The organism is Xanthomonas sp. 3075, from assembly GCF_014197275.1.
In the GTDB taxonomy this organism is placed as follows: Bacteria; Pseudomonadota; Gammaproteobacteria; order Xanthomonadales; family Xanthomonadaceae; genus Xanthomonas; species Xanthomonas campestris_B.
Genome location: NZ_JACIFI010000014.1, coordinates 59,486 through 81,113 on the forward strand (window position 1 = coordinate 59,486; position 21,628 = coordinate 81,113).

Sequence of the window (21,628 nt, forward strand, 5' to 3'; positions counted from 1 at the left end):
CGCCCGCATGCGCCTGACCTCCCTGTTCCGTTCGCCGCCCACCCGCACCGATCTGCTCGGCATGGCCGGGCTGGCGGCCGGCATGGCGGCGATCTTCGTCGCCGATACGATCACCGACTATGCGGTGGCCGCAGCGTTGTTCTACACCCTGGTGGTGTTGCTGTCGGTGCGCTTGCTGACGCGTACCGGTGTGGTGGCGCTGGCGGCCACCTGCCTTGCGCTGATCGTGCTCAGTTTCCATCTCACCCCGGCCGGCAGCTACCGCGTGGGCGTGATCAACTCCTGCATCAGCGCGGTGGTGGTGGCCGTGACCACCTATCTGGCGGTGCAGATGGAAGCGGCCAAAGCCAGCGCACACGCCGCGCAGGCACGGCTGTTGCGATTGACCCGCAGCGGCAGCATGGGCGGGCTCGCCGCGTCGATCGCACACGAGGTCAATCAGCCGCTGGCTGCGATCGTGACCAGCGGCAACGCCTGTCAACGCTGGCTGGCGCAGCAACCGCCAAACCTGGCCAAGGCCGATGCCGCAGTCGAACGCATGCTTGCCGACGCCGGCCGTGCCAGCGCGATCATCGCGCGCATGCGCGCCCTGGCCCGCGGCGAGGCCAGCCAGCGCCAGCCAATGGAGTTGAATCGCACGCTGCTGGAAATGATTGCGCTCACCCGTGGCGAAACCGAACGCAATGGCATTGCGCTGTCGCTGGAGCTCGACCCCACCCTGCCCGCCGTGCTTGCCGATCGCGTACAGATCCAGCAGGTGATCGGCAATGTGCTGCTCAACGCAGTGGAGGCACTGGCGACCATGCCCGACGAAACGCGCAGCATCCATGTGCGCTCGCATATCGACGGTGCATGGGTATGTCTGCGCATCGAGGACTCCGGCCCCGGCTTGTCGGACGAGGCACTGGCGCATGTCTTCGATGCGTTCTGGAGCACCAAGGACGATGGCATGGGCATCGGCCTGAGCATCAGCCGCACCATCATGGAGGCCAATGGCGGGCAGATCTGGGCCGAGCCGGCCGGCGCGCGCGGCGCGCGCTTCGGCCTGCGGCTGCCGTTGGTCAACACGGAGCACAACGCATGAGCGAGCTTGCACCCATCGTCTATCTCATCGACGACGATGCCTCGATGCGCGCCGCGCTGGAGGATCTGTTCGCCTCGGTCGGACTGCAAGTCAGCGCGTTCGGTTCTACCGATCAGTTTCTTGCCCATCCTCTGCCAGACGCACCGGCCTGCCTGGTGCTGGATATCCGCATGCCCGGCCAGAGCGGCATGGAGTTCCATCGACGCATGGTCGATTCGGGTTTTACCTTGCCGACCATCTTCATCACCGGGCACGGCGACATCGCCATGGGCGTGGAAGCGATGAAGAACGGCGCGATCGAATTCCTGACCAAGCCGTTCCGCGACCAGGCCTTGCTGGACGCGATCCAGGACGGCATTCGCCGCGACCGCGCACGGCGCCAGAGCCAGGCCGTTGCGGCGGAACTGCGTGCGCGGTGGGATGCCTTGAGCGCCGGCGAACAGGACGTCACCCGGCTGGTGGTGCAAGGCCTGTTGAACAAGCAGGTGGCCGCGCGCCTGAACCTGAGCGAGATTACCGTGAAGGTGCGACGCGGCCAGGCCATGCGCAAGATGCAGGCCGGTTCGCTGGCCGAGCTGGTGCGTCTGGCAGAGCGGATCGGGCTGTAAGGCGATGAGGCGCCGCGGTCGTGATGGCGATGCCTGCGTTGCATCGCCGCTGGCTGCCACGTGCAGCAGGTGTGGATGCGAGCAGGCAAAGCCACGCGCCGCGGTGTGAGGGTCACTTCGGCAGCGATGCAATCCGCAACCAGCGCAGACCGCGCGATACGTGCTTCTCGTTGCACGCCATCACTGCAGTCAACCTATTCACGCAGCGATGCGTAACCCGCTCTGCGAGCGCACAGAAAAAGAACGCCCCAGCATGCCGGGGCGTTCTTTTTTCCTGCTTACCGGCGAGCGATCAGAAACTCACCCCCCAGGTCGCCTGGCCGCCATACGCGGTCTGGCCATCGCCGTTGAGTCCCTGCAGCGACAACGCCAAGCGGCTGTTGGGCGAGGTGATCAGGCTGACCCCCACTTCGCCGACCAGCGCATTCTTGGCAAGCGTGACGCTTTGCACGGTGAACTGCGCGTCGGTGTCGACAAAGCCTGCCGAACGCTGCACGAAACGGTCGCCGAACGCATGCCGCCAGCCTGCCGCTGCGTACATCGACGTACGCGTGCCCAGTTCCCAGCGACCACGTACACCCACGGTACTGGTGGTGTAGTCGTCCTCGGCACGGTCCACCGATAGCCCGGCAATGCCGCCGCGCTCGTTGAAGCCGTCGGTCTTCAGACGTGTGTACTCGGCCGCGACGAACGGGCTGTACACCGCGTTGCCGGTGCGCAGGTTCCAGGACGCCTCCAGCGACACGGTGACGGCCTGTGCGTCGTAGTTGCTGGTCAAGCGCTCTTCGAGCACGCCGGGCAACATCACCCGACGCGTGCTGTCCACGTTGTAGTCCGCATAGTCCACCGCACCCTGCAGGGAAAACGCGGACCAGTCGGCCTGCCCGTACACGCCGACGTGGGTGCCATCGACATCGGCACGATCGCCCAACGCGCGCGACACGCTTTCGATGTCCTGATTGCCCACTGCAATGCCGACCACGCTGCGCTCGCCGACGCGGCGTTCCGCACCGGCCATGATGCCGTTGTCCTCGCGCCGCACCGACGCGGTATCGGCATCGCCGTCGATGCGATTGGGCAGGCTGCGCCCGGTGATCCACACCGTGGTGTCGCCGACCCGGGTGTCCTGACTGTCGCCACGCAGATGGTTGCCGACCCCGCTCATCAGAAATCGGCTGTCCAGCAATGCGGTTGCCGTGCTGGCATGGCTTTCGCCGGACAGGGAGGCAAACGCGGTGCGGATCGCTTCCGGATCGTCGGGTAGCCGCACTACCGCCTGGTAGACAGGGCTGGTGGTCGGCAGTCCATCCACGGCCGCTGCAGTCGCCTGATGGTTGGGCGCGGTGACTGCATCGACCATCGCATCGGTATTGCGGCCGAACGAGACCGACAGCGTAGTCGCGGTGGTGCTGACGTTCGGATCGACGAAGGCGTAGTCGGAGACGACGTTGGTGAACTGGCCGGTGAGTCCACCTGCCGCATTGATCACCGTAATCTGCGTGAACAACGGCAAGTCGGTTGCCCGAATCAGCTGCAAGGTGCTGCCCGGTACCAACGTGGCCGTCCCGCCCACGGTGACCGGCGTGATCGTTCCACCGGCATTCGGGGTCACCTGCAAGGTGGAGCCGGAGCCGACCGTGGCATTGCCGCCGACGCTGAGCGTGCCGTTGCTGCCACCCACCGCCACGGTTCCCCCTGAGACCAGGCTGCCGACGCTGCCACTGCCGGTAAGCGTGGCGCCCGGCGCCACCGTGACCAGCCCGCCCAAGGCCGCGCCCGGATTGGCTGGGTTGCCCACGCTCAAGACGCCTGCGGCAACCGTGGTCGGTCCGGTGAAACCACTGCTGTTTGCAGTGAACAGCAAGATCCCGGCGCCCGCCTTGAGCAGGCTACCGGCACCCGACAAGGTTCCAGCGTAGGTGCCATTGGTGTTCTGCTGAAATACCAGCGCGCTGTTGGCGGTGATAGTGCCCTGCAGGCTGGTGGTATTGCCGATCAGCGTGCCGGCGTTGATGGTGGTGCCACCGAGATAGCCATTGACGCCGTCCAGGGTGACTGCGCCGGTGCCGGTCTTGATCAATGCACCGCTGCCGCTGATGTTGCCGGCAAACGTGCCGTCGCCGGCCTGGTCGAACACCAGGGTGGCGTTGTCGACGATGTTGCCCTGCAGGCTGGTGGTGTTGCCGACCAGACTGCCGCTGGCGATGGTGGTGCCACCGCTGTAGGTGTTGGGGGCGACCAGCGTCAATGTCCCCGTCCCCTGCTTGATCACGCTGCCGGTGCCGCTGACCGCCCCGGCAAACACGCCATCGGCGGCCTGATCGAACACCAGCGTGCCGTTGTCCACCACATTGCCCTGCAGGCTGGTGGTGTTGCCGATCAGGCTGCCGGCACTGATGATGGTGCCGCCGGTGTAGGTGTTGGGCCCGAGCAATTGCAGCGCGCTAGTGCCGGCCTTCTCCAGCGAGCCGGTGCCGCTGAGCGTGCCGGCATACACGCCGCCGGTGGTCTGGTTGAACACCAGCGCCGCGTTGTTGGCGATATCGCCCTGCAGGCTGGTGGTGTCGCCGATCAAGCTGCCGGCCGCGATGGTGGTGCCGCCCGTATAGCCATTGGCGCCGTCGAGCAGTAGCGCGCCTGCGCCCTCCTTGGTGACGCTGCCGGTACCGGTGACCGAACCGGTGAACACGCCATTGGCGGTCTGGTTGAACACCAACGCGGCATTGTCGACGATGGCGCCCTGCAAGCTGGCGCTGTCGCCCACCAATGTGCCGGCAGTGAGGGTGGTGCCGCCGGTGTAGCTGTTGCTGCCATCCAGCGTCAGCGTGCCGGTGTTGGTCTTGATCAACGCACCGCTGCCGCTGATGTTGCCGGCAAGGGTGAGGTCTGCCGGGTTGTCGACCGTGAGCGCTGCGCCCAATGTGACCGCATTGCCCAGTGCGGCTGCCACCGCAGTGCTCAGCACCGAATCGCCGATCACCGACAAGGTGCCGGTGCCCAGTGCGTTGTCGCTGCCGACCGAGACCGTGCCATCGCTCAGCACAGTGCCGCCGGCATAGCTGTTGTTGCCACTGAGCGTGAGCGTGGACGCACCGGTCTTGAGCAGGCTGCCTGCGCCGCTGATCGCGCCGCTCAGGGTCAGGTCGTTGCTGCCGAGCAGGGTCAACGCGCCATCGAGCACCACCGCATTGCCCACTGCCAATGCCTGGTCGGTATCGAGGCTGGTGCCGTTTGCCGCAGTCAGGGGACCGGTGCCCAGGGCCTGGGCATCGCCCAGGATCAAACTGCCGCCACCGAGCGCGGTGCCACCGGTATAGGTATTGGCGGCGCTCAACACCAGCGTGCCGGTATCGAGTTTCTGCACCGTGCCGGTGCCGCCGATGCTCACATCGACGGTGGCGGTGACGCCGGGATCCACACGGATGATGGTGTTGGCTGCATTGGCACTGAGCGCACCGGCGCCGGCATCGCTCAGCACATAGCCGTCGCTGACGAACTGCATGCCGGTGATGCCTTGGGTCCCCTGCACGCCCACATTGCCGGCGGTACCGGCGAATACCGCAAAACCGTTCTGCCAATCGCTGTTGGTCAGGCCATCGATCGCGCTCCAGTTGGTCGCGCCTGCGACCCATACGCCGGTGCCGCCCTCGATGCTGCCGTTGGCCGAGGTCTGCGCGCCATCCCAGAACTGCACGTTGCTGCCGGGCGACAGCACCACCACGTTGACCTCCTGGGCCAGTGCGGTCTGCAGCGCCAGTTGGGTCGGGTCCAGCGTGCCGGGGAGCGTGCCGAAGGCCATGCCGTTGTTGGTCAAGGCACCGGTGTAGTCGATCAAGCGATAGACGCCGGTACCGAAGCCACCGATGTCGGTGATGTTGAGCGTGCCGTCCAGGGTGAGGTCGCCATTGACCGCCAATACGCCGGTCTGGCTGGCCACCCCGAGGAAGGCATCGAGCGTGGCGTTGGTCGCCAGGCTCAGGTTGCCAGTGGTCAACTGCGACCCGCTGGTCACCACCAGACGGCCACCGTTGTTCACCGTAACTGCCGCATCGACCACACCGCTACCGCTTAGCGTGCCGCCGGTGCCCACGGTCAGGCCGCCTGCGCTGGCCAGGGTGCCATCCACGTCCAGCGTGCCCGCGATGATCTGCGTGGTGCCGCCGAGCGAGGAGCTGCCGGTGAGCTGCAGCGTGCCGGTACCGACCTTGTCCAGATTGCCGGCATCGCTCAAGGTGCCTGCAAAGGTGCTGCTGACATTGTTGACGCCAAGCTGCAGCGTGTTGCCGCCCAACACCGCGACATTGCCCTGCCCGGTCACCGCGCCCAGCGCCGCATTGCTGCCGAGCGAGAGCGCAGCACCTGCCGCGACGTCCACGGTGCCGGTGTTGCCCAAGGTACCGGAGGCAGCGGTTGCGAGGACGCCAGCCTGCACCGATACCGGGCCGCTGAAGCTGTTGGCGCCGGACAAGGTCAAGCTGCCCGCGCCGGTCTTGGTCAACGCGCCTGCGCCACTGAGGACGCCGGTCAATGCCAGATCGTCCGCGCTGGCAATGGTCAGATTGGCGCCCAGGTTGATGCTGTTGCCCAATGCCAGCGCAATCGCATTGCTCAAGGTGGCATTGCCCAGCACCGACAAGCTGCCCACGCCCAACGCAGTGTTGCTGCCGACCGCCAGGGTGCCGGCGTTCAACACGCTGCCACCGACGTAGCTGTTGGCGCCGTCCAGGGTCAGCGTGGACGCACCGTTCTTGATCAGGCTGCCGGCGCCGCTGATCGTGCCTGACAGGGTCAGGTCGTTGCTGCCCACGGAGGTCAGCGCACCATCGAGCACCACTGCATTGCCAATCGCCAATGCCTGATTGCTATCGAGGCTGGTGCCGGCTGACGCAGTCAGCGTGCCAGTGCCAAGCGCCTGCGCATCGCCCAGCACCAGGGTTCCGCCGCTGAGCGCGGTACCGCCGGTGTAGCTGCTGGCCGCATCCAGCACCAGGGTGCCGGTGTCGAGTTTCTGCAGCCCGCCCACGCCGGAGATGGCGACATCGATGCTGGCAGTGGCACCAGGATCGACGCGAATCGCGGTCAGCGGGTCGGTCACCGCCAGACCACCTGCGCCGACATCGGTCAGGCGATACCCATCGGTGACGAACTGCAGGCCGCCGATGCTTTGCGTGCCCTGCACCCCCACCGTGCCGGCAGTGCCGGAAAACACCGCGAAATCGCCTTGCCAGGTGCTGTTGGCGCTGCCGTCCTGGCCGGTCCAGTTGGTCGCCGCGCCCCACGTGCCTGAGCCGCCATCGACGGTGCCGTTGGCGGTGGTCTGCACGCCATCCCAGAACTGCACGATGCTGCCGGGCGCCGTGACCACCAGATTGAGCTGCTGGCCGATGGAGGTCTGCAAGGCGAGCTGGCTGATATCCACACTGCCGGGAAACAGGCCGATGGCCAGGCCGTTGTTGGTGAGCAGGCCGGTGTAATCGATCAGGCGATAGACGCCAGTGCCGAAGCCACCGATGTCGGTGATGTTGAGCGTGCCGTCCAGGGTGAGATTGCCATTGACCTCCAACAGCCGCGTGTTGCTCGGTGCTGCCAGTGAAACATCCACAAACGCACCCGACGCCAGCGACAAGCCGCCCACACTGAGCGACGAGCCACTGGTCAACGCAAGCCGGCCACCGTCGGCGATGGTCACGTTGCTGCCCACGCTGCCGGTGGTGCCGGTGCCGGTCAAGGTGCCGCCCAGCGCCACGTTCAACGCACTGGTGCCCAGGCTGCCAATGACATCCAGCGTACCGCCGCTGACCTGCGTGGTGCCGCCGATCGCACTGGTGCCAAGCAAGCGCACGGTGCCGGTGCCGACCTTGTCGAGATTGCCGCCACCGCCCAGGCTACCGGCAAAGTCGCCGCCACCCAGCTGCAATGTGCCGCCCGCATCGGTGTCGACATTCCCGGCGCCGCTGAGCACGTTGATCAGGCCACCGTTGGTGAGGTTCAACAGCGCGCCTGCCGCGACATCCACATTGCTGGCATTGCCCAGCGCCGCGCCGGTGCTGGCCACCAATGTGCCGGCCTGGATCGCCAGCGGGCCGGTGTAGGTATTGCTGCCGCTCAAGGTCAAGGTGCCGGCGCCGGTCTTGATGAAGTCGCCCGCGCCGCTGATGGTGCCGCTGGCCAGCATGTCGGCTGCGGTGTCCACGCTGAGCGTTGCGCCCAGATCGATACCGTTGCCCAAGGCCACCGCAATCGCATTGCTCAGCGTCGCATTGCCAACGACCGAGAGATTGCCGGTGCCAAGCGCATCGTTCGCGCCAACGGCAATGGTGCCACCCGATAGCGTGGTGCCGCCGCTGTACGTGTTGGTTGCATTGAGCGACAACGTGGTCGTGCCGTTCTTGATCAGGCTGCCGGTGCCGGCGATGGCGCCGTTCAAACTGAGATCGTTGCTGCCGATCAGCGTGAGCTGATCGTTCAACTGCACCGTATTGCCCAAGCTCAGCGCGGTCGTGGCATCCAGTTCGGCAGCGCCGCCAACCAGCAGGCCACCGACGCCCAACGCACTGTCGTTGCCAAGCACCACACGCCCTGCATTCAGCGCAACACCGCCGCTGAAGGTATTGGCGTTGCTCAAGGTCAGCGTGGCCGCGCCTTGTTTATCGAGACTGCCGATGCCGCTGACGACGCCATTGAGCGCGATGTCCTGCGTTCCGGGCAGCGTCACTGCGCCATCCAGCGCAACCGCATTGGCCAAGGCCACCGCCGTGCTCGCATCCAGCGAGGTGCCAGCTGCGGCGGTCAGCGTGCCGACACCCAATGCGGTGTCGCTGCCGACCACCAATGCGCCGCTCTGCAACTGCAATCCGCCGGCCCAGCTGCTGTTGCCATTGAGCGTGAGCGTTTGCGTGCCGTTCTTGATCAGACTGCCGGCACCGTCGATCGCGCCATCGAGCGTGAGGTTCTGGCCATCGATGCCGAGTTGACCGGCGACGCTGAGCGCGTTCTGCAAGCTCACTGCGGTACTTGCAGTGAGCTGCGTGCCATCGGCAGCAGTGAGCGTGCCGGTGCCGAGCGCGGTATCGCTGCCGACCACCAAAGTGCCGGCGTCCAGCAACGTGCCACCCGCATACACATTGTTGCCGCTCAACGTGAGCGCACCCGTGCCCTGCTTGACCAGACTGCCTGCGCCACTCACGACGCCGGTCATGCCCAGAGCGTTGTTGCCGGTGACCGCAAGCGCACCATTCACCACGACGTCGTTGCCGATGGTCGTTGCAGTGGTGGCTTGTAGTTGCGTGCCGCCTGCCGCAGTGAGGACGCCGCTGCCCAGTGCTGCGCCATTGCCGATCAGCAGGCTGCCTGCATTGAGATCCACGCCACCGGCAAACGTATTGGCGCCACCCAGCGTCAATGCAGCAGTGCCGTCCTTGACCACGCCGCCTACGCCGCTGACCACGCCGTTGAGCGTGAGATTCTGGCTGCCGCCGAGCTGCAGATCCGCTTCCAGCGCAACGTTGTTGGCGACGACGCGTGCGGCGGTGCTGTCGAGCAACCCGCCGGCCACCGTCAAGGTGCCCAGGCCCAACGCCGTGTCGCTGCCCAGGATCAGGCTGCCTGCACTCAGACGCGTGCCGCCGGTGTAGCCGTTGTTACCCGAAAGGGTCAGGCTGGCCGGGCCAAGCTTGTTCAAGCTGCCGACGCCGCTGATGGCACCGGTCAAGGTCAGCGCGTTGCTGCCGCCCACATTGACCAGGCCTGCCAGCGCAATCGCATTGGCGAGCGTGCTCACGGTTGCGTTGTCCAGCGTGGTGCCGGCCGCAGCAGTGAGTGCACCGGTACCGAGTGCGGTGTCGCTGCCCACCGTAAGCTTGCCCGCGCTGAGCGTGGTGCCGCCGCTATACAGATTGTTGCCGCTCAACAGGAGATCGCCGCTGCCGGATTTGATCAGACTCCCGTTACCGGTGACAGCGCCGCTCAACGTCAGGGCTTGCGCACCGTTGAGGGTCAATGCGCCGGTGGTCAGCGCAATCGCATTGCTCAGCGAGGTGGCTGCCGTATTTTGCAGCGTCGCGTTGCCGGTGACGTTCAACGCGCCCGTACCGAGTGCCGCGCCGCCGGCCACCTGCAAGGTGCCGGCATTGAGACCGGTGCCACCGGTGTAGGTGTTCAGGCCGCCCAGCGTGAGCGTGCCGGTGCCGAGTTTGTTCAATGCGCCGGCACCGCCAATGGTGCCAGCCAGGTTCAATGCGTTGCCGCTGCTGCCCACGTCCAGCGTGCCGGTGAGCGCAATCGTATTGCCCAGTGTCGTGGCAGCGATTGCATCCAGTTGGCCGCCGCTTGCGGTCAGCGTGCCGGTGCCCAGTGCCGCATTCGCACCGACCACCAAGCGCCCGGTGCTCAGCGTGGTGCCGCCGGTGTAGGCGTTGTTACCGGTCAACGTGAGATCGCCTGCGCCGCCCTTGATCAGGCCCTCGCCGCCGTTGATGGTGCCGCTCAGCGTCAGCGCCTGCGCGCCGGTGAAGTTCAACGGCCCATCAAGGCTGATGTTGTTGGCAACGCTCAACGGAGCACTGCTGCTGAGGTTGGACGCACCGGTGACATTCAATGCACCGGTACCCAAGGCGCTGGCGTTGCCGAGCTGCAAGGTTCCCGATGCCAGCGTGGTCGCGCCGGTGAAGGTATTGCTGCCGTTGAGTGCGAGCGTGCCGTTGCCGGTCTTGTTGATACCGCCAGCGCCGGCAAGCGTGCCGGTCAAGGTCAGCGCATTGCCGCTGGCGCCCAGGCCCAGGGTATTGGTCAGCGCAACGTTGTTGGCCAGGGTCAGCGCACTGGTCGTATCCAACTGCCCACCGGCAGCTGTCACCGTACCGGCACCTAGCGCCGTATTTGTTTCGAGTAGCACCGTGCCTGCACCCAGCGTGGTGCCACCGGCATAGGTGTTGGTGCCACCCAGCGTGAGCGTGCCCGCACCGACCTTGGTCAGCGCGCCGGTCCCGCTGACCGTGCCGCCAAGCCGTATCGCGTTTGTGCCACCGATGCTGACGGCGTTGTTGAGCACAAACGCATTCGCCAGGTTCACTGCCGCACCTGCAAGCAGGCTGCCACCGGAGGCGTTGACGGTTCCGGTGCCCAATGCACTGTTGTTACCGACAGTGAGCGCGCCGCCGACCAGATTGACGCCGCCGCTGAAGGTGTTTGCGCCGGTCAGGCTCACGTCGCCGGTGCCGGTCTTGGTCAGTGCGCCAGTGCCGGTGATCGGGCTGGACACCGTCAAACTGTTGCTGCCTTGCAGGGTCAAGCCTCCCGCACCCAGCGCGATACCAGCCGTGGGATTGAGGGTGAGCCCGGCAGCAGTGGCCTCCAGCGCGCCACCGTTGGCGGTGATGCTGGTCCCCAGCTGCGCGGGATTGACGAATTGCAAGACGCCGCCATTGAGTGCGCTGGTGCCGAAGTTGCTGCCGCCCCCCACCGACCAGGTGCCGCTATTGACCCGCAATCTGCCGAAATTGATGTATTGCGCCGTGCTCAGCGATCCGACGCCGGTGCTGCCGCTGCCGGTCCCCGTTGCCGAGTTCTGCAGGATCAGCGTATTGGTTCCGCCTGCACCGCCATCCACCACGCCTGTCTGCGCAAAGCTAAGCAAGCCACCGGGGCCCAGCAATTCAAGCGCCAGTCCACCGCCACTGTTGACGCTGCCGCCCGTCACGGCAGTGAAGCTGTTGGTGCTGCCCGCACCCATCGACACGCTGCCGTTGATGGTGCCGGCGTTGACAAAGGTATTGCCTGTGGTCGAGCTCTGGAAGCCCACGCGGCCGTTGATGGTGCCGGTGTTGACTGCATTGACGGTGCCGCCGCCGGTCACCGCAATCACCGGGGTATCGGAACTCAGTACCGACACATCCAACAATGCACGGCTATCGATCAGCCCGGCGTTGTTGATCTGCACGACGCCATTGCTGGCCGAGGTGATGCCAAGTGCCATGCCGTCGAGATTGAGCAGGTTTGCTCCAAGCACGCCGCCGGTGCCGTAAATCACGCCAGTTGCGAGGTTGTTGGCGGTCACTGCTGTGGAACTGGTGTTCCCCATGGTGACGCCGGTGCTCAATACCGACAACAGGCCAAGCACCGACGGATCGACCGTCCCGCTGTTGTTGAACGTGGAATTGGTGCCGCTGAGCGCAACGGCGGTGCCACCAAGCAGCCCGGCGGTCATTTGCGTGCCTGCGGCAACGTTCACGGTCAGGTTGTTTGCGCCGCTTGCGAAGCTGTTGCTGGTGATTGGCAGCCCCGTGCAGTTGACGGTTGCGCCCGCTGCCGGCAGTGCAGGCGTACATGCTCCCCAGGCCAGGACAGGTGCGGCGGCCCCCACCGCCAGGACGACCAGGCACGGCAAACTGCGGCGGGTTGCCCCGGGCTTGCGCCGCCGACGCACCAACTCGTGCGTCACGACCCAATTGCCGATTGCTGCATTCCAGACCAGCGCAAATGCACGATTCATTGCTTCCCCCTGATTGCCACGTAGAGACGGACATGCACCCCGTGCATACCCGCCAAGACAAGATTTGGATTTACTGCCGCGTCTGTTTAATCCGACGTCCGCACACACGCAGATCAATCAGTGCATGCCGTTTAATACCACTTTGTTATTCGCCATCACGGCGGATTAACACACGAAGCGATGTTACCGAAATGTGCCGGATATCACTAACCACACCAATATCCATAGTGAACACGCAATATGTGAGCCTGTTTGCTTGCGGCCGCCAGCGCCTGCTCCGACACCCGATCTGCAGCTCATCGCAGAATGGAGGCTAAAATCACGTAGATAAACGTTGATCTTCATGTAATCGATTGATTTACGACCTTCGCGAAGCGGCCTCATGCAACCAGCAAAGCCTTAAACGAACAGAACAATGAGGTGAAGCGCCGAGAAGGAAAACTACCCTTGAGCCCGATATTTTCTGGATGGGTTCGTTTTATCGCCACCTCATCCGGAAAATTACTGCGATAATACCAATGCAAAAAATAGGCCACCAACCCACCTCCTGGATGGGTATATCGCCATCGTAGCGAATCATTTTATTGTCGAGTCCGCCGTGTTGTAACGGCCACTTTATCGTCGCAGAGGTGGGCGAATGTGCGCTTGTGTGTTTGACGCTCATCACTTATCGATGACCTCGGTTTGTTTCTAGTAGCCATGTGATATGTGATCCTCAACACGGAACCTGACGACATGACGCTTGTGCTGGAAGAAAAAACACAGGGCCGCCAATTCGACTGGTCAGGAGTGCCGATCGATCTCGGCGGAATGGAGCCGCTGGAGCAGATCGCACGTTTGCTCTGCCACGCGTTGGTGGCGCCTGCGGCGGCATTGACCATTACCGAAGGCGGTCGGTTGCGTGTGCTGGCGGCACGCGGCATCAGTACCGAGCATGTGCAACAGGCAATTGCGCTGTGCCAACAGGTTCCTGCCGCGAGCAATGGCGTGTCCGAGTTGATCGAGGGTGCAGCGCTGGAACCGATTCAATTGGGCGATGCGGCATTTCCCGGCTTGCCTGCACGCTTCATTGCCTGCGTGCCGGTCGGCACCCCGCAAACCGGCGTGTCCGGCACGTTGTGCGTGATCGATACGCGCGAGCGTCGCCTGGCCAGCCAGGAGCATCAGCAACTGCTGATGTTTGCCAACGTGGCAGCGGCGCAACTCGAATTACAGTTTGGCGCCGGCCGCCGTGAACCGCACAGCGGGCTGCTCAATGCCCGGCAGTTGCAATCGGACCTGGACGCACTGGCCTTCGGTAGCCACTGTCTGCCGACGATTGCCGCCTTTATCGAGGTCTACGACAACCAGGCTGCCAACGAGGCGCATCAGGCGCTGGGCATGCAGCCGCTGGAAGAGCTGATTCGTCATGCCGGCTACGTGTTGACGCGCGCCTTGCGTGGCAAGGCCACCGTGTACCACGTGGCGTCGATGCGGTTTGCATTTTTCCTGCTGAATTCGGCACCCGACGAGATGGAAGACCTGTTGCTCGATCTGCGCGACATGTTGCAGCTGCCGGTGGATGCCGCCGGTGTCCCGATGTCGCTGACCTTCCATGCCGGCGTCGTGCGCTTCGCCCCGCAGCTACCAGACACCAACGATGTGATGCGCAAGGGATTGGTTGCCTTGGGCGATGCAATCAATCACCACGCCATCGTGTGCTGGTACGACGCCTCCCACGACGATGCCATTCAACGCTCCTACCGGCTGGCGCAGGACGCCGAAAAGGCATTGAAAGCGGGCGATTTCCGCCTGGTCTACCAGCCGCGCATCAACCTGGAGGATCTGTCGGTCACAGGGTTTGAAGCCCTGCTGCGCTGGCATCACGTCATGCTGGGCCCGATCGGCCCGGACGAATTCATCCCGCTGTTCGAAAAAACCGCGCTCATGTGTACCGTCACCAATTGGGTGATCGAAAGTGCATTGGTGCAGTTGGCGCAATGGCGCGCACAGGGGCTGGATGTCTCCTTGTCCATCAATCTGTCGTCGCGCGATTTCGGCAACCTCAATCTCGCTGCGGACGTGATCAATCGCTGCAACGCGCTGGCGATTCCGACCACCCGGATCGAACTGGAAATCACCGAAGGCCGCTGGCTGCGTAGCAATGTCGAGGCAGTGCCACGGCTGCGCGCCTTGCGCGACGCCGGAGTGAGCGTGGCCATCGACGATTTCGGCACCGGCTACAGCAACTTCGGCTATCTCACCGAGTTGCCGGTCAACGTGCTCAAACTGGATCGCTCGCTGGTCACCGGTATCGGCAACAAGGCGGGCATGCAGGTGCGTGCAGAAGCGGTGGTACGCCTGGCCAGTGCACTGGGGTACCGCACCGTGGCCGAAGGCATCGAACATGCCGACGAGATCGCGTTGCTGCGCAGTTGGGGATGCGACGAGGCGCAGGGCTATCTGCTCTCCAAACCGATGGAAGCCCACCTGATTGCGGACTACGTGCGCGATGCGGCACGCCGCAAATGCCTGCCGTGATGTGCGGCTGACGGCGTGGGGACAGCCGCGCCCGCGCCGTCGGGTGCTGGCGCGATAGGCTACCGACACAGAGCGCGCAGCTTCTTTCAGTAAGCGGCAAACGCGCACTCAACTCAGATCGTGCAGATCCTTGCCGAGCGGTGCAGTCAATGCCCACTCCGAGAAACCCACCTTCAGGCCGGCGCGCTCAGGTGTGCAACACATCGGGCCGACAAGGTAGTCGCTTGCCACCGGAAACGGGCACAGCCTGACCAGCGGCCAGCTGTGTCCATCGGCAGATACCTGCAGGCGCAGCACCCCGTCGGCAACGGTCGCACGCATCCAGAAATCCTCAGGGTCGGCCTCGTATGGGCCTGTTGACCAATCCGACAGCGGGTTGCTCAACACACTGCTGAGCATGGCGCGACCATCGCTGAGTTCGATGCCGGCCTTGAGCCAATGCTGCGCGTCCACGCGCACCATGATGCCGGCCTGGTCGTAGAGCGATTCGTAGTGCGCGCGCACCCGCAATTGCGCAGTGAAGCGCGAGGGTGCCTGCATGCCGAGAAAATGGCCACTGTCGCGGGTAAAACCGTAATGCGTCTCGCGCCAGAAATCGGTTGCCTGCTCGGTCACCACATCCAGCGTGTCGCCACTGATCTGCAGCGTTTTCGGCCGATTGAGCCAGATCCCGCCGTGCCAGCCTGTGTCCTGCGTCATCGCGTTCTCCAAGCAAGTGAGCCGGGCAGCACGCTGCCACCCTGCCCTTCAGTTGTGCGCCAGCGCATGGTCCAGCGCTGCGCAGATCGCCGCCACCTGGGCTGCATTGCATTGCGCAGGCGTCGCGCGCGGGCTGTCCGGATACACCTCGGTGGTGGTGCGGTAGCGCGCATCGGTGACCCCGGCGCACAGGCCAAGGCGGCGCACCGGATAGTTGATGACGCCATGGCCGACGACCGACGCGCCGATGATCTGCCCCTGCGCATCGGCCGGCGCGATATGGGTGACCTCTGCGACCGCCGCGATCACCGCCTGCTGAAATGCCGGCTGCGGGTCCTCGCTGTCGCCAACCAGATAGAAACCGTCGGGAATGCTGCCCGGCTCGAAGGCAAGCCCGTCGCGTGCCGCCAGCGCGGGCCGGAATTCGCTTTCGTCGCTATCGGTGGTTTCATGCAGATCGATATGTACCAACATCTGCCCGGTGGTTGCGGCGACCAACTGCATCAGCGCGGCCGACTCCGCGGCCTGGCTGTTGTCGCGGAATGCACGGTTAGGGTCGATCGCCTCGGCATTCCAACGCTGGATACGCTCATACCCCCACGGATTGACGCAGGGCACCACCAGTAGATTGATCCGGCCGGCATAGTACGCTGCGCGTTGCTGCAGGAACTGCAATGCACCGTGGACCCCGCTGGTTTCATAACCGTGCACGCCGCCGGTGACCAGTGCGCAGGGCAGCGATGGATCCCAGTTGGCACTGCGCAGTGCCATCAGTGGGTATTGCTCGGGCGCCTGGCCGATCGTGCCGTAGCGCACGCGTGTGTAGCGTGCATCCAGTGCATCGATCGGCTGCAGGACATCGCTTGCATAGCTGCGCTGTTGCAGTTGACGCGCGCACCATGCGGCGCGTTCCTGCTCGCCCCACGCACGTCCGGGTGTGCCGATCGGATAAGTCAGGTGCGCCGTCATCGTGAGCAACCGTCTGCCAGAAGACCGGGAAGAGTAAACCCAACGCAGCAGCGCGTCAGCCCCACGCAGCATGTGCGCACCCGACACTGACGCTTGCCCGGACATGGCGCAGACATCGCAAGGCTCCGCAGTGCCGAGCCGATTGGAGATGCCGAGTTTGCCGACCCAGCCTGTGTCAGCCGATCACGTGTTTGCGGTGACGCCCGGGATCGCATCGCGCACCAGAAATTTTCGGTCAATGCGAGAACATGCTTCAACGACAGTCGGCCATCGCCTGTTCCTGCGGCCGCAGCAGCTCGCACACGCACGACGTTTCGCTATCGCCCACCGTCCTTCCGGCAGCGAGCAGTGTCGTGCAGTTGGCGATCGCCTGGTGTTCGAACCCACAACGGTCATCGCACCTTCGATGATCTCGTCGAAGCTGGAAAATTTCCAAGGCTTGTTGGGCAGACTGGCAGCGCCTTACCGAACGCAAATGCTTGGCGGACGATCCGAATGCGCGAGGTAGCACGTCATGGGATCGATCAACGATGTCTGCGATGGACCGATGCGTACATATCTTGCCGACACCGTGCCGGCACACATGACAAGAGTGAAAATTTTCCCTGCAATCGATCTCAATGCCGGGGAGTGAATGCAAAAATTTCCGACCGGCCGGGAATGCGTTGCGCATCGGACTGTCGGCGGCCATCTCGAGCCAGCTGTGCATCCATTCAGAATCGCCACACGTGCCATGAAATCGATTGCCTGCACCGGCGTCATCGAACCGTACAAACATGGCGTTCATAACGACACGACCCCGCCCCGTAGCGGTGCGGGGTCGTGCCCCTCCCTCGTATATCAGCCGTGTATCAGCGCGCTCAAGAGCGGCACGCCAGTGGCGTGCCGACTGCGTGCTTTACGCGGATTCTTCCTGCGGCTTGGCCTGCTTGGAGCGGCCTCCCTTGCTGCCGATACGCGACATGTGATCGCGGTCGCGGCTCACTGCCTGGCCGCCCTTGCGACCTGCCTCACGTGCTTCGTCGCTGGTGAATTCGTGCGCATTGCCGCTGGCGTGCGCTGCCTTGCCGCCGCTACTGGCCAACACGCGGCGCTTTTCAGGATCCAATGCGGCAAAGCCGCGCCGGCTACGAGTAACGTTCTGTACGTCTTCCACTGTGCCTCCTCTCGATGCTTCGGTTACGCCATTGGTGATTGAGATACCGCAACAATCGTGCCAACTCGCAAACTCAAGCAATCCGGTGCACGACCGGCACATACGGAAAAAACAGCTGCGCTCGCCGTGCAAATATTGCACTCCTGCCCTGCTCGCCGTGTGCATCGGTCCAGCCCGCATCGATCTCCACCACGTCCGCTCGCCGGCACTGCAGCGCATGTGCCAACCCACCGACCGCGGCCATATCGTCGCGCGCCAAGGCACGGCACAGTTCGCCGATCTGCCTTTCGGTATCGTTGATCAACAAACCACGCAGTGGCGGCGGTCACGCGTGTGGACGTGGCCTGAGGGAGCCATGCACCATGCCGCCGGTGCGAGCCATCTTTTCGGAGTCCGTCTGATGCCGTTGTTTCCGCTGTTCGCAAACCTGCAAGCCCGTGCCGTGCTGGTCATCGGCGGTGGCGAGGTCGCCACGCGCAAGGTGCTGGCGCTGCTCAAGGCCGGTGCGCATATCCGGCTGTACGCACACGCGCTGTCGCCGGAGCTTGCCGTGTTGATGCAGGCCGGCCGCTTCGAGCAACTGGGCGGCGAGTTCGATCCTGCCTGGATCGATGACGTCTGGCTGGTGGTCGCCGCCACCGACGACGGCGATTTGAATCAACGTGTCGCCGCCGCTGCCGGCGCGCGTCAGCGCCTGGTCAATGTGGTGGACGACGCGGAGCTCTCGACCTATCAAGTGCCGGCGATCGTGGACCGCGACCCGCTGGTCATCGCCATTTCCTCGGCAGGCGCCGCACCAATGCTGGCACGCCGCCTGCGCGAACGGCTGGAGCGTGAACTGGATGCCTCGGTCGGCCGCTTCGCCGGACTGTTCGCGCGCCACCGCGAACGCATCCGCAGCCAGTTCCCCGACATGAATCGGCGCCGGCGCTGGTTCGATCGCGTCATCGATGGCGAGGTGCCGTTGCTGCTGCAGGCTGGCAACGATGACGCCGCCGAAACCGCGTTCACCGCGGCACTGGACGATGCCGGCGCGGTGCCGGCGCGTGGCAGCGTGCAACTGGTCGGCACCGGCCCGGGCGATCCCGGGCTGCTGACCTTGAAGGCGCTGCGTGCGATGAATCTGGCCGACGTGCTGCTGATCGACAGCGATATTCCCAACGCCGTGCTCGAACTGGCACGACGCGATGCCTCCCGCCGCGTGTTGCCGCAAGCGGCCAACGCCCAACACCAACTCCTTCTCGAACTGGCCAACGACGGCCTGCACGTGGTGGCATTGCGTAGCGGTGCCGGCTACGACGATGCCGATGCTGTTGCAATTGAAGCTGCGCTACGCGAGCGTGGCCTGGCCTGCGACCGTGTACCAGGCGTTGCAGCAGCAACCCAGACTGCCGCGTAAGCCACGCGCACGCATTGGCCCGATCGCACGCTCGGAAATCATGCCTTCGGAAATCGCTTGCGCGCACTGTCACGCACATCGATATCGAAGCTCACGTGCAGCACGGTGGGTTCGGCATGCCCCGCACCTGCGTCGAAACTGAAACTCAAGCCGTCACGGCTCGGCAGTTGTCGCGCATGCGCTTCCAACGCATCGCGCGGTACCGACAACTGCCAATGATCGTTGGCGCAATTGCAGGCGGCGTGCCCGCCGGTGAGGCTGACGCTGTGGCGCACCAGGCGCGCACCCTGCCCGCTCGGCAAGCGGCTGAGATTCTCGACGCGGCGGCCGGCGAGCAATTCGGCCAGTTCGGCCTCGTCGATGCGGAACCGCACATGCTGACCTTCAAGCTGGATTTTCATGGATGAGCTGACTCCACTGCTCGGGCGTATTGCAATTGACGAACGCAGCGCGTTCGCTGGCGGTGACAGCCACGCGATGACACTGCAACGAGCGCTGCAGGGCGCGCAACGAACGCGACGAAGCATCACCGTCCATCAATAGGGACAGCGCGCCGCGCACGGCGCCATCCACGCACAGACGCATCGGCAACATCTCGTCCTCGAACGCGACGCAGCGCTGCGCTGATGGCGCCAGCAAACGGTCCAGCAATGACCTGGACAGCAGCGGCATGTCGACAGGCACCACCACCAGGGTCGTCGTATCGCTGACACGCTCGATCACGCTGACCAGGCCACCCAGAGGGCCAAGATCGGGTTGCGTGTCGGCGATGCCGGCGTAACCGGCACGCGCACCGCTGATCAATACGGCGTGCGCGCCAGCCTCGCGCAGCACCGCCTGCATGTGCTCGAGCAGAGGACGTCCGCGCCATGACAGCAACGCCTTGTCCTGGCCCATGCGCGAGGAGCGGCCACCGGCCAGCACCACGCCTGTCCATGCGGATGCGGCGCTCATACGGCGCACCCCCATGCAGTGCGGTGCGTGGCAGCGATCACGGCATCAAGACCGGCGCGGCCGGCTGCAGATGGCCCAGACCGAACACCTCGACCATCGTGATCGGCACGGCCGCATCGTCCTGCGGCTCCACCACCGCCCACACATTGGCCTGCAGCAATGGCGCCACGCGGAACGATTCCTGCTGCGGCAACACCTGCACCGCAAGCACGCCTGCCTCGCTGCAACATAGACGCGCACGCAGATGCTGGCGCCACAGCGGCCGAGCATCCAGCGGAGTGTCCAGCGCCACGCGCAGGCCGCGTTCGGCCGGCATGCCGAGCATTCCGCGCAACGCCGGCTCCGCGAAAAAACGCAACCCCGCAGCACTGGCCATCGGATTGCCCGGCAAACCGAGGTACAAGACACCATCGGCAAACCGCGCCAACAGCACCGGCTTGCCGGGCCGCACCGCGACCTTGTGAAACAGCAACGCCGCCGCATGCCGCGCCAACGCATCCGGCACGAAGTCGTAGCGACCACGCGACACCGCACCGGTGCTGAGAATCAGATCGGCGCCGGCCTGACGCGCCCGCATGAGTGCCGCATCGAACGCGGCATCGTCATCGCCTACCTGGCCCTGCCACACCAGCTCTGCGCCGGCGGCCTGCAACTGGCTGCGCAGGTAACTGCTGGTGCCGTCACGGATCTGGCCTGGCAGCAACGGCTGCGCGGCATCGCCGACCAACTCGCGCCCGGTGGCGATCAACGCCACGCGCGGGCGTCGCACCACCTGTACCCGTTCGCATCCCACTCCCGCAAGCAACATCACATGCGCGCCGCGCAGCACCGTGCCGGCCTCGATTACGCGATCGTGCAACGCCACATCCTCGCCACGACGACGGATGTGCTGCCCTGCGCGCACATCCGCACGCAATACGATGCGACTGGGCCGTGTCTGCGTGTGCTCCAGAATGTCCACGTGCTCAATCGGCACCACCGTATCGGCGCCCACCGGCAAGCCGGCACCCGTCATCACCTCCCACGCCGTACCCGCCGCAGCGCTGAAGGCATCTTCGCCTGCTGCAATGGCGCCGCCGACCACATGCGTGCTGCCGGCTAGCGCGCCGCAGCCGGCAGTGGCCAAGGCAAATCCATCCATCGCGCTGTTATCGAAGGCCGGCAGTTCGGCCGGGCTCGACAATGGCTGCGCAAGCACACGCCCTTCGGCATCGGCACTGTCCACCCACTCGCTGGCAAGCACGGCGACTTGCTGATGGACCAGGGCAAGGGCGTGGGCGTAGCTGATCATGGGCGAGGCGACGTCCGACCAATGGATGACATGGCTAGGATACCGGCCTCCAGGGCCCCGCGTGCATGCGTGGCAATCACACCCAGAAGGCAGTCGCGCTGCATACGCAGCAAGCTGCATCGCACCGTCCACATCGCTTGACGTCGCTGGAACACCACGCTCGCAAGGCATCTCGCGCGAAGTCGAATGCACCGTTTCAGTGTCTACGCTCCAGGCAATACGGCGATACCGTGGGCTCGCTCGCCAGCGCCATGGCGCTCGGCACCCTCGCCCGCCACCTCTCCAGGCAATGGCGTTGCGATGCAGCCGACGCGTTTGGTGCTGCTTGGTCAACGGCTGGATCAGCGTATTGCTGCCGTGTAGCCTCTACGGCTGCCTGGTCGGCCATGCGGTGTCTCTCGTCAGCAATATGCGGATCCTGCTGACCGCCATGCCGGCCACGCGCTGCAACGCATCAAG

General features: G+C 64.7%; 12 protein-coding genes and 1 pseudogene. 4 read left to right on the forward strand and 9 right to left on the reverse strand.

Annotated features, from left to right (window positions below):
• The first annotated feature begins 61 nt into the window (after positions 1–61).
• Together GGR62_RS14125 and GGR62_RS14130 are read left to right on the forward strand one after the other, a co-directional pair.
• Complete coding sequence (locus tag GGR62_RS14125) at positions 62–1,084, forward strand: HAMP domain-containing sensor histidine kinase (RefSeq protein ID WP_184408576.1); 1,023 nt, start codon at positions 62–64, stop codon at positions 1,082–1,084.
• Entirely contained in the window at positions 1,081–1,692 is a 612-nt protein-coding gene (locus GGR62_RS14130) for a response regulator transcription factor (RefSeq protein ID WP_184408498.1), read from the forward strand. Before GGR62_RS14125 ends, GGR62_RS14130 begins: the two co-directional genes overlap by 4 nt.
• Positions 1,693–1,984: 292 nt before the next feature.
• Here GGR62_RS14130 and GGR62_RS14135 read toward each other — a convergent pair whose 3' ends face one another.
• Positions 1,985–12,181 carry an autotransporter-associated beta strand repeat-containing protein gene (locus GGR62_RS14135; RefSeq protein ID WP_184408499.1) on the reverse strand — a complete coding sequence of 3,399 codons (10,197 nt, stop codon included), beginning with the start codon at positions 12,179–12,181 and terminating at the stop codon, positions 1,985–1,987.
• Between the two features lie 708 nt (positions 12,182–12,889).
• Between GGR62_RS14135 and GGR62_RS14140 the strand changes: the two genes are divergently transcribed.
• Positions 12,890–14,701, forward strand: a complete 1,812-nt coding sequence (locus tag GGR62_RS14140; protein WP_184408500.1) for a GGDEF domain-containing phosphodiesterase — start codon at positions 12,890–12,892, stop codon at positions 14,699–14,701.
• Between the two features lie 108 nt (positions 14,702–14,809).
• On the opposite strand, the gene GGR62_RS14145 is transcribed toward GGR62_RS14140, so the two are convergent.
• From GGR62_RS14145 to GGR62_RS21465, 5 genes and pseudogenes are all read right to left on the reverse strand, one after another.
• Entirely contained in the window at positions 14,810–15,400 is a 591-nt protein-coding gene (locus tag GGR62_RS14145; RefSeq protein WP_184408501.1) for a DUF1349 domain-containing protein, read from the reverse strand.
• A gap of 48 nt (positions 15,401–15,448) precedes the next feature.
• Complete coding sequence (locus GGR62_RS14150; protein ID WP_184408502.1) at positions 15,449–16,369, reverse strand: M14 family metallocarboxypeptidase; 921 nt, start codon at positions 16,367–16,369, stop codon at positions 15,449–15,451.
• Positions 16,370–16,622: 253 nt separating this feature from the next.
• Positions 16,623–17,156 carry a hypothetical protein gene (locus GGR62_RS14155; protein ID WP_184408503.1) on the reverse strand — a complete coding sequence of 178 codons (534 nt, stop codon included), beginning with the start codon at positions 17,154–17,156 and terminating at the stop codon, positions 16,623–16,625.
• A gap of 111 nt (positions 17,157–17,267) precedes the next feature.
• Positions 17,268–17,525: a KGG domain-containing protein gene (locus GGR62_RS14160; RefSeq protein WP_184408504.1), complete on the reverse strand. Its 258-nt coding sequence runs from the start codon at positions 17,523–17,525 to the stop codon at positions 17,268–17,270.
• A 178-nt stretch (positions 17,526–17,703) separates the two neighbouring features.
• A pseudogene (locus GGR62_RS21465) lies at positions 17,704–17,841 on the reverse strand (response regulator); the annotation flags it as partial.
• Between the two features lie 84 nt (positions 17,842–17,925).
• On the opposite strand from GGR62_RS21465, the gene GGR62_RS14170 reads away from it, so the two are divergent.
• A complete protein-coding gene (locus GGR62_RS14170; RefSeq protein WP_184408506.1) occupies positions 17,926–18,924 on the forward strand; it encodes an NAD(P)-dependent oxidoreductase in 999 nt (332 codons plus the stop codon).
• A gap of 38 nt (positions 18,925–18,962) precedes the next feature.
• Here GGR62_RS14170 and GGR62_RS14175 read toward each other — a convergent pair whose 3' ends face one another.
• Genes GGR62_RS14175 through GGR62_RS14185 form a run of 3 tightly spaced genes read right to left on the reverse strand, consistent with a single transcriptional unit; the run spans position 18,963 to position 21,169 of the window.
• Entirely contained in the window at positions 18,963–19,325 is a 363-nt protein-coding gene (locus GGR62_RS14175; RefSeq protein ID WP_184408507.1) for a hypothetical protein, read from the reverse strand.
• The gene (locus tag GGR62_RS14180; RefSeq protein ID WP_184408508.1) at positions 19,309–19,878 is read right to left on the reverse strand and encodes a molybdenum cofactor guanylyltransferase; all 570 of its coding nucleotides are present in this window, start codon (positions 19,876–19,878) and stop codon (positions 19,309–19,311) included. Before GGR62_RS14180 ends, GGR62_RS14175 begins: the two co-directional genes overlap by 17 nt.
• A 37-nt stretch (positions 19,879–19,915) precedes the next feature.
• On the reverse strand, positions 19,916–21,169 hold the full coding sequence (locus GGR62_RS14185) for a molybdopterin molybdotransferase MoeA (protein WP_184408509.1): 1,254 nt from the start codon (positions 21,167–21,169) through the stop codon (positions 19,916–19,918).
• Between the last annotated feature and the right edge of the window lie 459 nt (positions 21,170–21,628).

What these genes read in the sequence shown, in the direction of transcription:
- GGR62_RS14170 (WP_184408506.1), top strand. Translation starts at nt 17,926, where the DNA reads ATGCCGTTGTTTCCGCTGTTCGCAAACCTGCAAGCCCGTGCCGTGCTG.
- GGR62_RS14130 (WP_184408498.1), top strand. Translation starts at nt 1,081, where the DNA reads ATGAGCGAGCTTGCACCCATCGTCTATCTCATCGACGACGATGCCTCG.
- GGR62_RS14145 (WP_184408501.1), bottom strand. Translation starts at nt 15,400, where the DNA reads ATGACGCAGGACACAGGCTGGCACGGCGGGATCTGGCTCAATCGGCCG.
- GGR62_RS14185 (WP_184408509.1), bottom strand. Translation starts at nt 21,169, where the DNA reads ATGATCAGCTACGCCCACGCCCTTGCCCTGGTCCATCAGCAAGTCGCC.
- GGR62_RS14135 (WP_184408499.1), bottom strand. Translation starts at nt 12,181, where the DNA reads ATGAATCGTGCATTTGCGCTGGTCTGGAATGCAGCAATCGGCAATTGG.
- GGR62_RS14150 (WP_184408502.1), bottom strand. Translation starts at nt 16,369, where the DNA reads ATGACGGCGCACCTGACTTATCCGATCGGCACACCCGGACGTGCGTGG.
- GGR62_RS14125 (WP_184408576.1), top strand. Translation starts at nt 62, where the DNA reads ATGGCCGGGCTGGCGGCCGGCATGGCGGCGATCTTCGTCGCCGATACG.
- GGR62_RS14175 (WP_184408507.1), bottom strand. Translation starts at nt 19,325, where the DNA reads ATGAAAATCCAGCTTGAAGGTCAGCATGTGCGGTTCCGCATCGACGAG.
- GGR62_RS14155 (WP_184408503.1), bottom strand. Translation starts at nt 17,156, where the DNA reads ATGAACGCCATGTTTGTACGGTTCGATGACGCCGGTGCAGGCAATCGA.
- GGR62_RS14180 (WP_184408508.1), bottom strand. Translation starts at nt 19,878, where the DNA reads ATGAGCGCCGCATCCGCATGGACAGGCGTGGTGCTGGCCGGTGGCCGC.